10 protein-coding genes are annotated in these 15322 nt (G+C 56.0%); 7 read left to right on the forward strand and 3 right to left on the reverse strand.

The window, feature by feature from the left end:
• Position 1: 1 nt before the first annotated feature.
• Positions 2 to 1354, reverse strand: a complete 1353-nt coding sequence (gene yegD / locus ACMWJS_RS11460) for a molecular chaperone (RefSeq protein WP_262778226.1) — start codon at positions 1352 to 1354, stop codon at positions 2 to 4.
• Between the two features lie 130 nt (positions 1355 to 1484).
• Between yegD and alkA the strand changes: the two genes are divergently transcribed.
• The gene (alkA, locus tag ACMWJS_RS11465) at positions 1485 to 2363 is read left to right on the forward strand and encodes a DNA-3-methyladenine glycosylase 2 (protein WP_414747082.1); all 879 of its coding nucleotides are present in this window, start codon (positions 1485 to 1487) and stop codon (positions 2361 to 2363) included.
• On the opposite strand, the gene ACMWJS_RS11470 is transcribed toward alkA, so the two are convergent.
• Entirely contained in the window at positions 2322 to 5651 is a 3330-nt protein-coding gene (locus ACMWJS_RS11470) for a diguanylate cyclase (RefSeq protein WP_262778223.1), read from the reverse strand. The two genes, alkA and ACMWJS_RS11470, sit on opposite strands and share 42 nt — an antisense overlap.
• A gap of 343 nt (positions 5652 to 5994) precedes the next feature.
• Between ACMWJS_RS11470 and udk the strand changes: the two genes are divergently transcribed.
• From udk to asmA, 3 genes are all read left to right on the forward strand, one after another.
• Positions 5995 to 6636, forward strand: coding sequence for a uridine kinase (gene udk, locus ACMWJS_RS11475; RefSeq protein WP_334399673.1), 642 nt, complete (start codon positions 5995 to 5997; stop codon positions 6634 to 6636).
• Positions 6637 to 6727: 91 nt separating this feature from the next.
• Positions 6728 to 7309, forward strand: coding sequence for a dCTP deaminase (gene dcd / locus ACMWJS_RS11480; RefSeq protein WP_024908111.1), 582 nt, complete (start codon positions 6728 to 6730; stop codon positions 7307 to 7309).
• A 22-nt stretch (positions 7310 to 7331) separates the two neighbouring features.
• Positions 7332 to 9182, forward strand: a complete 1851-nt coding sequence (gene asmA / locus ACMWJS_RS11485) for an outer membrane assembly protein AsmA (protein ID WP_414747080.1) — start codon at positions 7332 to 7334, stop codon at positions 9180 to 9182.
• A gap of 75 nt (positions 9183 to 9257) precedes the next feature.
• On the opposite strand, the gene ACMWJS_RS11490 is transcribed toward asmA, so the two are convergent.
• A complete protein-coding gene (locus ACMWJS_RS11490) occupies positions 9258 to 10841 on the reverse strand; it encodes a TerC family protein (protein ID WP_196346848.1) in 1584 nt (527 codons plus the stop codon).
• Between the two features lie 684 nt (positions 10842 to 11525).
• Between ACMWJS_RS11490 and ACMWJS_RS11495 the strand changes: the two genes are divergently transcribed.
• Genes ACMWJS_RS11495 through wzc form a run of 3 tightly spaced genes read left to right on the forward strand, consistent with a single transcriptional unit; the run spans position 11526 to position 15280 of the window.
• Positions 11526 to 12665 carry a polysaccharide export protein gene (locus ACMWJS_RS11495; RefSeq protein WP_008499413.1) on the forward strand — a complete coding sequence of 380 codons (1140 nt, stop codon included), beginning with the start codon at positions 11526 to 11528 and terminating at the stop codon, positions 12663 to 12665.
• A gap of 6 nt (positions 12666 to 12671) precedes the next feature.
• Positions 12672 to 13115, forward strand: a complete 444-nt coding sequence (gene wzb, locus ACMWJS_RS11500; protein ID WP_045908628.1) for a low molecular weight protein-tyrosine-phosphatase Wzb — start codon at positions 12672 to 12674, stop codon at positions 13113 to 13115.
• A gap of 2 nt (positions 13116 to 13117) precedes the next feature.
• On the forward strand, positions 13118 to 15280 hold the full coding sequence (gene wzc / locus ACMWJS_RS11505) for a tyrosine-protein kinase Wzc (RefSeq protein ID WP_048028312.1): 2163 nt from the start codon (positions 13118 to 13120) through the stop codon (positions 15278 to 15280).
• The last annotated feature ends 42 nt before the right edge of the window (positions 15281 to 15322 follow it).

Consider the following 15322-nt stretch of genomic DNA (forward strand, 5'->3'; position numbering starts at 1 on the left):
ACTAGCTAAACATCACCTGCGCCCAGCGTGCCAGACCAGCGGTAACGGAACCAAAGTCATCGCCACCTGCAATCGGAATACCCGGCAGCTGTTCGGCCAGCGCTTTCTTGATCAGCGGCGAACGGGCGCTACCGCCGGTCAGGTAAATCACATCCGGCTTCTCGTTGCTGTTCTCCAGCGCGAGCTGCACCTGTTCCAGAATGCGCTGTAGCGGCTGGGCAAGCGCCGTCTCCAGCCCGTCCTGCGAAATGGCGGTGGCCAGTTCGTCACTGATAAACGGCAGGGATACCGCATGTTCAGCGCGGTCGGAAAGGGCGATTTTGCTCTCTTCAGCCGTACGCACCACGCGGTAGCTGAGGCGCTGACGCCACACTTTATAGAGCAGGGCGACTTTTTCGCCATCCTGGGCATCACGCACCAGATCGTTAAGGAAGCGGCCGTTGGCGGTGCTGTAAAAATCACTCTGTGCCGGCACGTCGTTGATGGCAATCGCGTTCCACCACGGCAGGATCGGCAGCGCGATGCCTTTTTCCGTTTGCCCGCCCATGCCGAGCAGCGGCATCAGGCTCTTGAATGCCAGGGCGATGTCAAGATCGTTCCCGCCTACGCGGCAGCCGCTGTGTCCCAGCAGGCTGTTTTCACGATCGCGACGGTTATGCCACTGGGGGCCCATCAGCAGCAGCGAGCAGTCCGTCGTGCCCCCGCCGATGTCCACGACCAATACGCGCTTCTCTTCCGTCAGCGTGGCTTCGAAGTCCAGCCCTGCGGCAACGGGTTCATACTGGAATACCACGTCGCGGAAGCCTGCGCGGTGCGCCGCGCGTTCCAGGATCCCCTGCGCCTGCTGGTTGGCCTCATCGCCGCCCAGCCCCTGGAAGTTAATTGGTCGGCCAATCACCGCCTGGGTAATCGCCTCTGGGACCTGCGTCTGCGCCTGGTTGCGGATGTGCAGCATCATCGCACACACCAGGTCTTCGAACAGCGCGACCTGCTGCGGCTTCAGGCCGCTGGCGCCGAGGAAGGATTTTGGCGACTTAACGAAATAGACCTCTTCGGGGTCTTCAATGTAGTGTCCGAGCGAGGAGAGGCCGAACTGCACGCTGGACGGCGTAACGTCGATATCTTCCTCGCGGTTGAAGCTGACGGCACGGCGTAACAGCGCCTGGGTTTCCGCCGCCGAAGCCGGAACCTGATGGTGGCGGAACAGCCATTCGCTCACCGCTTCACGCGTCGGTGCGCAGAGCATTGACGGCAGCAGCGTGCTCTCTTTTTCCATTTTCAGGAGCCGTGGCTGCCCGTTTTGCATAATCGCAACCGAGCAGTTTGCCGTACCGTAGTCAAATCCAATAAACACGATGAATCCCCATGCCGGTGAGAAGGGGCGAGACTTTAACGAAATGTCCGCATGGCGACAACAGGAATATGAAAGCAAGGCGAAACAGGACCTTTCCGTTTATGCTGTGAAGAACCTAAAAGGAGAGATGATGTACACCCTGAACTGGCTTCCCCCTTACGACTGGCAGTGGATGTTTGGCTTTCTTGGCGCGCGTGCGGTGACGGGCATTGAAACCGTCACGCACGACTACTACGAGCGCAGTTTTGCCTGCGAGGGACATCAGGGGATCTTCCGCGTGACGCCGGATATCGCAACACACACGCTGACCGTGACCCTCAGCCCGGGATTAATGCCGGTTGCGCAGCCGTGCCTTGAGCGCATCGAACGCCTGTTCGATCTTGCCTGCAATCCGCAGCACATCGCGGAGACGCTGGGCGATCTCGGTGCTGCAAGGCCGGGCTTACGTTTGCCGGGAGCGATGGATGCGTACGAGCAGGGCGTCCGGGCGATTCTCGGACAGCTGGTGAGCGTGGCGATGGCGGCGAAGCTGGCGTCACGCGTGGTGGCGTTATGCGGTGAACCCGTGGCGGATTGCCCGGGCTATCTCTGCTTCCCCACGCCGCAGGCGCTGGCGGCAGCGGACCCGCTGGCGCTGAAAGCGTTGGGCATGCCGGTAAAGCGCGCGGAGTCGCTGATTCATCTGGCGCAGTCGGTTATCGACGGAACATTTCCGCTTTTCCCGCCCGCGAATATAGAAGAGGGGATGAAGGCGCTACAGCAGCGGCCGGGAATAGGGCGCTGGACGGCAAATTATCTGGCCCTGCGCGGCTGGCAGGCGAAAGATGTGTTTCTGCCGGATGATTACCTAATTAAACAACGCTTCGCCGGAATGACGCCCGCGCAAATTCGTCGCTATGCCGAACGCTGGAAGCCGTGGCGCTCCTATGCTCTGCTGCATATCTGGTATACCGACGGCTGGGCACCGTCAGTTGATCGCGAAATAGCTGGTGTTGAGAAGAAGATCTAATGGCTGCGGCTCGGCGATGGTGTCACCAAAGATAAAATCGATGCCGATACCGGAGAGCGTATCCATCATGATGGGCTGGTTACAAGGGCCTGCGATGGTTTTCATTCCCAGACGCTGGGCGTGCCCCTGAACAATCGTCACCATCATCTCATCCATCAGATTGCCGTACACGTTGGTTACCACCTCCGCATCCAGCATCAGATAGTCGGCCATGTTCGCAGTCAGGTGGGTAAAGACGTTCATATCGCGTCCCACCTGGCTGAAGATCACGCGGCAGCCCGCCTGACGGAGCTTTTGCAGACCCCGATGCAGGTTCTTATCCGGATTGCACACCACATCGGCAGAGATAACCAGATGCAGCAGACGGCCCGGCATCGGGCTTTTATCCAGCAGGTCGAGCAGTTCATCGACCAGCGTCACGCTGGCTAAACCGGCCTCTGAGAGCGGCAGCGCCACACCCATGCCTTTACTGGCGATCTGGGCGGCTGAGGTGCGGAAAAACTCGCTAAAGATCCGCCTGTCGAGGGCGTGCAGAAGCTCTGGTTCCGCCAGGCCCGAGCGGAAGGCATGCTCTTCCTGAACTTCGCCCTGGCTGGTCCACAGGCGTAACGACAGCAGCCAGAAATTACTGCTCTCAGGGATGCGCGGTGAGGCGACGCTGCGGGCAATCATCATCAGATGATTGTCTTTAATCATGTGCCACTGTTCATCAAGCGACATCATGCTGCGCGTGTGGTGATCCCGCTCCTGCTGGGGTTCATACACCGTCACCATGCCACGTCCGCTGTTTTTTGAGGCGTAACAGGCAATGTCCGCCTGCGACATGATCTCCGACGCCTGATGGTTATTTTCATCAATCAGCGTGATGCCGGCGCTGGCGCCGATCCGGTGCAGGCGGCCTTCCCACATAAAGTGATAGTCGTTGATGGCATGAATCAGGCGACCGGCGATATAGCGCGCGCTTTCCAGGTTGCAGTCCGGTAACAGTAACCCGAACTCGTCCCCGCCCAGGCGCGCCAGCACGTCGCTGGAGCGGAGCATGGTCAACATCAGGGAAGCCAGTTCCCGCAGCAGGGCATCGCCCGCCGCGTGGCCAGCCGTGTCGTTGACGGCTTTGAAGCGATCGAGGTCGATAAACACCAGGGCATGACGCTGGCGCGTTTCACGAACGGTCTGCAGGAGCCGTTTGAGATGGTTTTCGAAGCTAACCCGGTTAGCCAGATGGGTCAGGGCATCGTGGGAGGCGCTGTAGCTCAGCTGGCGCAGCATTTTGCGCGACTCGGTCACGTCCTGAATCACGATCACCGAGCCGATATTCTGTCCATCCAGCGTGCTGAGCGGCGTAATGCTGTAGTGGATATCAAAATTACCGCCGGTACGGCAGTTCAGCACCACGTCCTGATCGATATCGGAACGGGACATATCGCCGCTGTGAATATTTTCCATCAGCGGCCCTTTTTCACCAAAGGTGATGTGTAACACCTTCAGAATCGGCTGACCAATAGCTTCGGTCTGCAGCCAGCCGCTCATTTTCTCGGCGACCGGGTTCATAAAGGTGACGTTCATGTTGATATCGGTGCACAGCACTGCTTCACCGATGGAGTCGAGGGTAATGTGCAGACGCTCTTTTTCCTGGAAAAGCGCCTCGTTAAGCTGCTTAACCTCGGTCATGTCCATGTTGATACCGAGCAACCGTTCGACTTCCCCCTGCTTATTGAGCACCCGGTTCGCCAGGGAGCGAATATGACGCACGCCTTCCTTCACGCGAATGCGGAATTCCAGCTTAAACGGCAGACGGGAAATCAGAGAGTCCCGCAGTACCTTCTCTGCGTGGGCGCGATCTTCCGGCAGCATCGTGTCGTGCCAGAGCTGCCAGGTGGGCTTGATGTGCGGCGGAATTTCATACAGCTCAAACATCCGCTTATCCCAGCTAATAACGTCGGGTTCCAGATCCCACTCCCAGATGCCGATGCCCCCTGCTTCGTTTGCCAGGGTGATGCGCTCCATCAGGCGTTTATTGACCCACTCGGTCTGCTTCAGGTCGTTAATGTCTTCAATCTGGGCGATAAAATAGAGCGGCGAGCCGTCGGCATGGCGCACCACGGAGACGGCAAGAAGCGCCCAGACCACTTCCCCATCGCGCGTGTAATAGCGCTTCTCGAGGGTGTAGGTATTGATCTCGCCGTTAATGAGCTGTTCGAGCTGCTCCAGGTCGGTATTCAGATCTTCCGGCCAGGTGAGCTGCTGGAAGGTCAGCGACTGGAGCTCCGTCTGGCTGTAGCCGAGGAAATTGCACAGCGCCTTGTTCGCCTGAAGCCATTTTCCTTCGATGCTGACCAGCGCCATACCGATGGCAGAATATTCCATTGCGTTACGAAAACGCTCTTCGCTTTCGGTGATGTGTTTGCGCTCGGCGCGGAAGGCGTACATCACCATGGTCATGACGTTAGCGGGCAGGAGCAGCATCAGGAACGGCAGCCAGGGGGCGTTTATCATCGGCCCGGCGTGCTGGGTGGTCAGCGCCAGTGGGTTCTGGGCAATCATCAGCGACACAACCATTACGGTGACCAGAAACACCATGAACGCTTCCATCCGCGGCAGGCGCACGGCGCTCCACATCAGCAGAACGATCACGCAGGTGAAGGGCCACGGCAGCCAGGTGATGGCTGCCCAACTGAGGGCTAACGTCACGGCCAGCGTGGTCAGTGTTTCCAGCAGCAACCGCGGATCGCGGTGGCGCAGCAGATAATGCGGCTTAAACAACAGCCCTAGCGGCACCAGCGCCAGCGCGCCAATCGCTTCTGACAATACCCAGACGAAGAAATTACGCAGGGGCTCTGGGCCGGGGGCCAGCAGGGTCACCAGAATACCGCCCACCAGCGGAGGCACCAGTGCGCTGCCGATGGCCACGCGGATCCAGTCGTTCAGATTCTGCAGCGGGTTGTACCATGGGAGCCATTTGCGCAGAAACAGCGCACCGATAGCGGCCTCAATGATGTTGATCGAAGGATAGATGAGGCTGACCGATCCCCAGGAGAACAGCATCCACGAGGCCAGAACATTACCGAACGAGCAGGCCAGGGCAATGCCCGGCCACATTTTTCCGGCATGGCGGTAAAACGCCACCATCATAATGGCGGTGGGGAACCAGAGCGGAGCCAGCAGGGTGCCGAAACGGGTGAGTTCCAGCGAAAATAAGGTAAAGATAAAGGTGACCAGGCCCAGACAGACAAGTCGTGTTAAAGGATGTGGGGTAGTCACCAAAACCCGCTGGTATTGTTTATTCATTACCGCTTTATCCAGAGACGCCATGCCGTCAGGGAAGATGTCCGAACGCGTGAATTTGATAATTTGGTTTATGCTAGTACAAACAATTTACAATTCATATGGTGACCGCTCAGAATTTGACACCACAGACTTATTAAATACTTACTCCGTTAAAAAAAACGGTGAAACGGTGAAAAAATGGTCATTTAAATTTCATTCAGGGAATAACTCGTCACTTTTCGGCCAGTCTCGCAGAACCTGTGCATTCGACTGGTATCACGCCCGCGAAATCCCTATAATTGCCGCGTTTGACGCTCCGGCGTCGTCCTTCCTTAACATCCAGGTTAATCAGGTCGCTAAATTTATGACTGATAAGTCTCATCAGTGCGTCATTATAGGCATCGCCGGCGCATCGGCTTCAGGTAAAAGTCTAATTGCCAGTACGCTTTATCGCGAACTGCGTGAACAAGTAGGTGATGAGCATATCGGCGTCATTCCCGAAGACAGCTATTACAAAGATCAATCCCATCTGTCGATGGAAGAGCGCGTTAAAACGAACTATGACCACCCAAATGCAATGGATCACAGCCTGCTGTTCCAGCATTTAGAAGCGCTTAAGAGCGGCCAGGCGATTGAACTGCCCGTTTACAGTTATGTCGAACATACCCGTACCAAGGAAACGATCCGCATCGAGCCGAAAAAGGTCATTATCCTTGAAGGCATCCTGCTGCTGACCGATGCCCGCCTGCGTGAATCCATGAACTTCTCGATTTTCGTCGATACCCCGCTGGATATCTGCCTGATGCGCCGCATCAAGCGTGACGTTAATGAACGCGGCCGTTCAATGGACTCCGTGATGGCGCAATACCAGAAAACGGTCCGCCCAATGTTCCTGCAGTTTATTGAACCCTCCAAACAATACGCCGATATTATCGTGCCGCGCGGGGGTAAAAACCGCATTGCGATTGATATCTTAAAAGCGAAAATCAGCCAGTTTTTTGAATAAGCCGCGTGAATTGTGTACCGTTCAGAGATAACCTGGTTTTACCCTGAGCGCTTACCGACTCAGGGTACGTTGCATGAAAGGAGAAAGAGGCGTGCGTCTTTGTGATCGCGATATAGAAGCCTGGCTGGATGAAGGCCGTTTGTCTATTACCCCGCGTCCACCTGTTGAGCGTATCAATGGGGTGACCGTTGATGTCCGGTTGGGGAATAAATTCCGCACCTTTAGCGGCCATACCGCACCGTTCATCGACCTCAGCGGTCCGAAGGACGAAGTCAGCGCCGCGCTCGATCGCGTGATGAGTGATGAAATCGTTATCGACGACGGCGAAGCCTTTTATCTGCATCCGGGAGAACTGGCGCTGGCGGTTACATTTGAATCCGTCACCCTGCCTGCGGACCTCGTCGGCTGGCTTGATGGCCGCTCTTCGCTGGCGCGACTGGGGCTGATGGTACACGTGACCGCGCACCGTATCGATCCAGGCTGGTCAGGACGTATCGTGCTGGAATTCTTCAATGCCGGTAAATTGCCGCTGGCGCTTCGTCCGGGCATGATGATCGGCGCGTTGAGTTTTGAACCGCTGTCAGGCCCGGCAGACAGGCCGTATAACCGCCGCCAGGACGCAAAATATCGCGACCAGCAGGGTGCGGTTGCCAGCCGTATTGATAAAGACTGATCGTTAGTCCATTGAGGATGCCATGAGAAGAGTTCTGACAACGCTGATGATTTTGCTGGTGGTGCTGGTGGCTGGCCTTTCGGCGTTGGTTCTGCTGGTTAACCCCAATGACTTCCGCGCTTACATGGTGCGGCAGGTCGAGGCACGCAGTGGTTATCAACTGAAGCTTGATGGGCCGCTGCGCTGGCACGTCTGGCCGCAGCTCAGTATTCTCTCTGGCCGCATGTCGCTCACGGCGCCGGGGGCATCCCAGCCGCTGGTTTCCGCAGACAACATGCGCCTTGATGTGGCGCTGATCCCGCTCATTTCCCATCAGCTGCAGGTGAATCAGGTGATGCTGAAAGGTGCGGTGATTCAGCTCACCCCGCAAACCGAGGCCGTGCGTGATGCTAACGCGCCGGTGGCACCGCGCGAAAACACCCTGCCTGATGAGCCGTCTGATACAGGCTGGTCCTTTGATATTGGCAAACTGAAAGTGGCCGATAGCGTACTGGTTTTCCAGCATGAGCACGAAGAGCAGGTCACCGTTCGCAACATTAACCTGCAGATGGAACAGGATGCACACCATATTGCGTCGGTGGAATTCAGCGGGCGCGTGAACCGCGATCAGCGCGATCTGACCCTGTCGCTGAATGCCAGCGTTAACGCGTCAGACTATCCGCACCAGCTCACCGCCGACATTCAGCAGTTGGACTGGCAACTGACGGGGGCCGATCTTCCCACCCAGGGGATCGCCGGGCAGGGGACGCTGCAGGCCGTGTGGCGCGAGGAACAAAAACAGCTGGAGCTGGATAACCTCAACCTGCAGGCAAATGACAGTAGTCTGAAAGGGCAGGCCAGCGTCACGCTCGAAGAAAAGCCGAAGTGGGTGCTGAATCTGCAGTTTGACAAGCTCAACCTGGAAAATCTGTTGCCGCCTCTGCCAGCCAGCGCCACGGACAGCAATGCGGCGCAGACGGGGCAAAGCCAGGCAGCGGTATCACGCCCGGTTATTTCGTCGAATCTCGATCAGCCTGACTATAACGTCCTACGCGGATTCACGGCGGATATTCTGCTGAAAGCCAATAGCCTGCGCTGGCGCGGCATGGACTTTACCGACGTGAGCAGCCAGATGTTTAACCATAACGGTTTGCTGGTGATCTCCGAGCTGAGCGGCAAGATGGGCGCAGGGCACCTCTCGCTGCCCGGCACGCTGGATGTTCGTAAAGACGTTGCCAGCGCCGAATTCCAGCCGCGTCTCGATAACGTTGAGATAGGAACCATCCTGAACGCGTTTAATTACCCGATATCCCTGACGGGGCAGTTGACGCTGGCGGGGGACTTCTCCGGCACGAAAATTGATGCCGAGGCTTTCCGCCGCGAGTGGCAAGGGCAGGCGCATCTTGATCTGAAAAACTCCCGTATGGAAGGGCTCAACTTCCAGCAGCTGGTACAGCAGGCGGTGGAGCGCAGCAGCGATGTGAAAGCCCAGGAGAACTACGACAGCGCCACGCGACTCGACAGCTTCACCACGGACCTGACGCTGGACAACGGACAACTCTCTCTCGACGGAATGCAGGGTGCCTCTTCACTCTTATCATTGACGGGCGAAGGTAAGCTGGATCTGGTCAAAGAGACGGCGGACACTCGCTTTAACGTGCGGGTACTTTCCGGCTGGCAGGGAGAAAGTAAGCTCATCGACTTCCTGAAAGAAACGCCGGTCCCATTGAGCGTCTACGGCAAATGGCAGGCTCTGAATTATAGCCTCCAGGTGGATCAGATCCTGCGCAAGCATCTGCAGGATGAAGCGAAACGTCGGCTGAGCGGCTGGGCGGATCGTAATAAAGATTCGCAGGACGGCAAGGATGTGAAGAAGTTGCTGGATAAGCTGTGATGCCTGTTGTGCCGGGTGGCGGCTTCGCCTTACCCGGCCTACAAAAGCCTGACGCCGTTGCGCCACCCGGCTTTTTTACACCTCAAAATCCAGTTCTTCCTCATCCCGCAGCGGTATCAGCTGAACTTTCTGCACGCGATGGTTTTCAATTTGTAGCGTTTTAAGCCGATAGTCGCCTACCTGAACCTCTTCGCCCGGCTGCGGGATACGCTGCAGATACTCCATCAGCAGACCGGCAATGGTGTGATATTCCCGCTTTTCATCCAGCGGCAGCGGGACATATTGCACCAGATCTTCCAGCGGCATATGGCCGTTTGCCGTCCACGAGCCGTCGGCGTTTTTCTGAATGTCGTGGCGGGCATCAATCTCATCCACCTCGTTTGGCAGATTACCGGCAATGGTTTCCATCACGTCGCTGAGCGTGACCAGTCCTTCCACCGAACCAAACTCATCCACCACAAAGGCAAAGTGGGTCCGCGCGTTACGGAACTGCTCAAGGGCGGAAAGCAACGGCAGCCCCTCCGGGAAGACCAGCGGCTGGCGAACCAGGACGCGGAGATTAAGCGGCTCACCGTGAAGCTGCTGCTGGAGCAGGTCAATGACGTGCACCACGCCCAGCAGCTCCTCTTCCGCTTCCCCGCCGGTCACCACCACGCGTGTGTGCTGGTTTTTATCCAGCAGGGCGCGAATGTGCGCTTCCGGGGCCGTCAGGTCAATGTGCTCTATATCATGCCGCGACGTCATAATGCTGCTGACCGTACGCTGGTTAAGATTGAGCACCCGCTCAATCATCCGTCGTTCCTGCGGGTCAAAGATCTGCCCATCACTGTGGTCGGCCAGCATGGCGGAGGATTCGGCGTCCAGCTCCGCATCCTCTTTCTTACCGCTTAACAGGCGCATGACCGTGTCGGCCGTACGCTGACGCAGAGTCTGATTGGCGGAAAGGAAGCGGCGGCGGTTGAATATCGCCAGCTGGTTAAGCGCTTCAATCATGACGGAGAACCCGATGGCGGCATACAGGTAGCCTTTCGGAATATGAAAGCCAAAGCCGTCGGCCACCAGGCTAAAGCCAATCATCAGCAGGAAGCTCAGACAGAGGATCACGATGGTGGGGTGACTGTTCACAAAACGGGTCAGTGCCTTGCTGGCCATGACCATCAGCGTGATGGCAATAATGACCGCGGCCATCATCACCGCAAGATGGTCCACCATCCCGACGGCGGTGATCACCGAGTCCAGGGAGAAGACCGCATCCAGCACCACGATTTGCGCGACCACCGGCCAGAATTTTGCCCCGCGGCGCTGGGTCGGGTTCTCGCTGTCTTTGCCTTCCAGCCGCTCGTTGAGCTCCACGGTGGCTTTGAACAGCAGGAACAGGCCGCCGAAAAGCATGATCAGATCGCGGGCGCTAAAGCTCAGACCGTGGATGGAGAACAGAGGCTGAGTGAGCGTGACCAGCCAGGAAATAGAGGCCAGCAGCAGTAGCCGCATGACCATCGCCAGCAGCAGCCCCGTTACGCGCGCGCGATCGCGCTGGGAAGGGGGCAGTTTTTCAGCGAGGATGGCGATAAAAACCAGATTATCAATCCCGAGCACCAGCTCGATGACGACCAGCGTAACCAGCCCGGCCCAGATTGAGGGATCGGCAATCCATTCCATAGTAGTAGCAATACCTTCTGTAACATGACGAATGACACAATTCGATCATGGATAAAGCTGGGGGAAATTGCAATGTCAGTATGAGATTTCTCTCAATAATCATTAAATTAATAATACCGGGAATAATAAGTCTAATTCATCTAGAAAGTCTGTATTTATCTGAAATAACAAAATTAAGAAATATCGCATTAAAAGATGTTCAATGATAACGCTGTCAATATAAAGAAATTCTTAAAAATAAACTGCTTTTCTAAACAAATTCTTAAAATTTGGTGTTCGGAACCCGTTTTCTTGCCTGTTTTGGGATTAGCTGTTACAAGATTATTAGCCTGAAAAAGGATATCTTCTGTTACTGGTTGTTGTTTTTTTTTGAGCGACTAACGAAATAGTGCCTGCGTATTATGAATGCTCCATTTATTTCAAATGCAAAAAATCTGGCGATTTTTTGCCTGCAATTCATCGTGTTATAGCGTATTGGTAGCTGGAAGCCAAGGGCGGTAGCGTGCCTGGATGTGTGTGGATGAGCCATGATTCCGTTGTCAACAGTGACTGGCCAAATAACGTTTTTTTTAGGAATGATGCTAGTTATATTTTTATTTAATTAGCTACATTCTTAATGCATTTTAGATTCACACGTATTTAAATTGCACAGGATAATTACTCTGCCAAAGTGATAAATAATCAATGATGAACTCCAAAATGAAATTGATGCCATTATTGGTGTCTGTGACCTTGATGAGCGGTTGCACTGTCTTTCCCGGCAGCAATATGTCAACAATGGGCAAGGATGTGATCAAGCAACAGGATGCCGATTTTGATCTCGACAAAATGGTGAATGTTTATCCACTTACGCCTCGTCTGGTCGAACAATTACGCCCACGTCCAAACGTTGCCCAGCCGAATATGTCACTGGACCAGGAAATCGCGTCCTACCAGTATCGCGTAGGGCCAGGAGACGTCATTAACGTGACCGTCTGGGACCACCCCGAACTGACCACGCCAGCGGGCCAGTACCGTAGCTCAAGCGACACCGGTAACTGGGTGCAGTCAGATGGCACCATGTTCTATCCCTACATTGGTAAAGTCCATGTGGCAGGGAAAACGCTTGCCGAGATCCGTAGTGATATTACCGGCCGCTTAGCGCAGTACATCGCCGACCCGCAGGTGGACGTTAATATCGCCGCATTCCGCTCGCAAAAAGCCTACATCTCCGGCCAGGTGAACAAATCCGGTCAGCAGGCTATCACCAACGTTCCTCTGACCGTGCTGGATGCCATTAACGCCGCGGGCGGGTTAACCGACGGCGCCGACTGGCGCAACGTGGTACTGACCCACAACGGGAAGGAGCAGCGCATTTCACTGCAGGCGCTGATGCAAAACGGCGATCTGACCCAGAACCGCCTGCTTTACCCGGGCGACATCCTCTATGTACCACGCAATGACGATCTCAAAGTCTTCGTGATGGGTGAAGTGAAGAAACAAAGCACCCTCAAGATGGACTTCAGCGGTATGACGCTGACCGAAGCGCTGGGCAATGCTGAGGGTATCGATCTGACGACCTCTAACGCGACCGGCATCTTCGTGATCCGTCCGCTGAAAGGTGAGGGCAGCGCGAAAGGCAAGATTGCCAACATCTACCAGCTGGATATGTCCGATGCGACCTCTCTGGTGATGGCGACGGAGTTCCGTCTCCAGCCATACGATGTGGTGTATGTCACTACCGCACCGGTTGCCCGCTGGAACCGTCTGATCAACCAGTTGCTGCCAACCATCAGTGGCGTTCGCTACATGACGGATACGGCGCGCGACATTCATACCTGGTAATCCGCGATGTTTAACAAAATTCTGGTGGTATGCGTGGGGAACATTTGCCGTTCCCCTACGGCTGAACGGTTGTTGAAACACTACCAGCCCGAACTGACCGTCGATTCGGCAGGGCTGGGTGCACTGGTCGGTAAAGGTGCCGATGAGCGCGCAACGATCGTGGCGCGGGATCATCACCTCTCTCTCGACGGGCATGTTGCCCGCCAGGTCACTGGCCGCATGTGCCGCGAGTATGACCTGATTCTGGCGATGGAAAAACGCCATATTCATGCGCTGTGCGATATCGCTCCGGAGATGCGCGGTAAGGTGATGCTGTTTGGACACTGGGACAATGAACGTGAAATCCCCGATCCCTACCGCAAAAGCCATGAGGCCTTTGAGGCGGTTTACACCTTACTTGACCAGTCTGCCCAACAGTGGGCGCAGGCACTGAAAGCTCAGCAGGGATAACAATGACCGAAAAAACAAGACCTTCTGCCGCCCCGACTTCGGGCAGTGATGAAATTGATATTGGACGCCTGGTCGGCACTGTTGTAGAGGCAAAGTGGTGGGTGCTGGGCATTACCGCCGTGTTTGCCGCTGCGGCCGTCGTCTACACGCTGTTTGCCACCCCCATCTACAGCGCCGATGCGCTGGTGCAGATCGAGCAGAATACCGGCAACTCGCTGGTGCAGGACATTGGCTCTGCGCTGGCGAACAAGCCGCCGGCCTCCGATGCTGAAATTCAGCTCATCCAGTCACGACTGGTACTGGGTAAAACGGTCCATGACCTTGGGCTTGATATCTCCGTCACCAAAAATACCTTCCCGATCTTTGGTGCGGGCTGGGATCGGTTGATGGGCAGAAACAACGACACGGTCAAGGTTACTGACTTTGTGCTGCCAAAAGGGGCCGCCGATCAGACCTTTACCCTGACGGTGCTTGGCCCGAAACAGTACCAGCTGACCAGCGACGCGGGCTTTAGCGCGCGTGGTGAAGTGGGGCAGATGCTCACCAAAGATGGCGTCAGCATGATGGTCAGCGCGATCAATGCCCAGGAGGGCGGTGAATTCACCGTCACGAAATTCTCCACGCTGGGGATGATCAACAATCTGCAGAACAACCTGACCGTCACCGAAAACGGTAAGGATACCGGCGTGCTGAGCATGACCTTTACCGGTGAAGATAAGGATCAGATCCGCGACATCCTGAACAGCATTACCCGCAACTATCTTGAGCAGAACGTCGAGCGTAAGTCGGCTGAAGCGGCGAAAAGCCTGGCCTTCCTCGCGAAACAGCTCCCGGAAGTACGCGGCCGTCTGGATGATGCTGAGAACAAGCTGAACGCCTACCGTCAGGATAAAGACTCTGTTGACCTGCCGCTGGAGGCAAAATCGGTCCTCGATTCGATGGTCAATATTGATGCGCAGCTTAACGAGTTGACCTTCAAAGAGGCGGAGATTTCCAAGCTTTACACCAAACGCCACCCGGCCTACCGCACCCTGCTGGAGAAACGCCGCACGCTGGAAGAGGAGAAGGCGAAGCTCAATGACCGCGTGACCGCGATGCCGAAAACTCAGCAGGAGATCGTGCGTCTGACCCGCGATGTGGAGTCCGGACAGCAGGTCTATATGCAGCTGCTGAACAAGCAGCAGGAGCTGAAAATCACCGAGGCAAGCACCGTGGGTGACGTGCGCATTGTCGACCCGGCCATTACCCAGCCTGGCGTGCTGAAGCCGAAGAAAGCGCTGATCATTCTCGGCAGCATTATTCTCGGCCTGATGCTCTCCATCGTTGGCGTGCTGCTGCGTTCGCTGTTCAACCGCGGTATCGAAAGCCCGCAGGTGCTGGAAGAAAACGGTATCAACGTCTATGCCAGCATTCCGCTGTCTGAGTGGCAAAAATCCCGTGACAGCGTCAAAACCATCAAAGGCGTTAAGCGTTACAAACAGAGCCAGCTGCTGGCGGTAGGTAACCCAACCGACCTCGCTATCGAAGCGATCCGCAGCCTGCGCACCAGTCTGCACTTCGCCATGATGCAGGCTAAAAATAACGTCCTGATGTTAACCGGCGTCAGCCCGTCAATCGGTAAAACCTTTGTCTGCGCCAACCTGGCGGCGGTGGTCAGCCAGACCAACAAGCGTGTGCTGCTGATCGACTGCGATATGCGTAAGGGCTACACCCACGAACTGCTGGGTACCAACAATGTTAACGGTCTGTCGGAAATCCTGCTTGGCAAAGGTGATATCAGCCAGAGCGCGAAGCCCACTACGGTGCCGAAATTTGACCTGATCCCTCGTGGGCAGGTGCCGCCTAACCCGTCCGAGCTGCTGATGAGCGAGCGCTTTAGCGAACTGGTGGAGTGGGCGAGCAAAAACTACGACCTGGTGCTGATCGATACGCCGCCGATTCTGGCCGTGACCGACGCGGCCGTTGTTGGCCGCCATGCGGGTACCACGTTGATGGTGGCGCGTTACGCGGTGAACACCCTGAAAGAGGTGGAAACCAGCCTGAGCCGCTTCGAGCAGAACGGGATTGAGGTAAAAGGGGTGATCCTGAACTCCATCTTCCGTCGCGCGACCGGCTATCAGGATTATGGCTATTACGAGTACGAATATAAGTCTGACAGTAAATAACAAAACACCCCCCCTCACCCTAACCCTCTCCCCAGAGGGGAG

The organism is Enterobacter sp. HK-058-C-ECC (assembly GCF_047531125.1).
Lineage (GTDB): Bacteria > Pseudomonadota > Gammaproteobacteria > Enterobacterales > Enterobacteriaceae > Enterobacter > Enterobacter quasiroggenkampii.

Bases quoted from the DNA above. Each gene is read 5' to 3' on its own strand.
- asmA (WP_414747080.1), top strand. From the start codon at position 7,332: ATGAGAAGAGTTCTGACAACGCTGATGATTTTGCTGGTGGTGCTGGTG.
- alkA (WP_414747082.1), top strand. From the start codon at position 1,485: ATGTACACCCTGAACTGGCTTCCCCCTTACGACTGGCAGTGGATGTTT.
- ACMWJS_RS11490 (WP_196346848.1), bottom strand. From the start codon at position 10,841: ATGGAATGGATTGCCGATCCCTCAATCTGGGCCGGGCTGGTTACGCTG.
- udk (WP_334399673.1), top strand. From the start codon at position 5,995: ATGACTGATAAGTCTCATCAGTGCGTCATTATAGGCATCGCCGGCGCA.
- ACMWJS_RS11470 (WP_262778223.1), bottom strand. From the start codon at position 5,651: ATGAATAAACAATACCAGCGGGTTTTGGTGACTACCCCACATCCTTTA.
- wzc (WP_048028312.1), top strand. From the start codon at position 13,118: ATGACCGAAAAAACAAGACCTTCTGCCGCCCCGACTTCGGGCAGTGAT.
- wzb (WP_045908628.1), top strand. From the start codon at position 12,672: ATGTTTAACAAAATTCTGGTGGTATGCGTGGGGAACATTTGCCGTTCC.
- ACMWJS_RS11495 (WP_008499413.1), top strand. From the start codon at position 11,526: ATGATGAACTCCAAAATGAAATTGATGCCATTATTGGTGTCTGTGACC.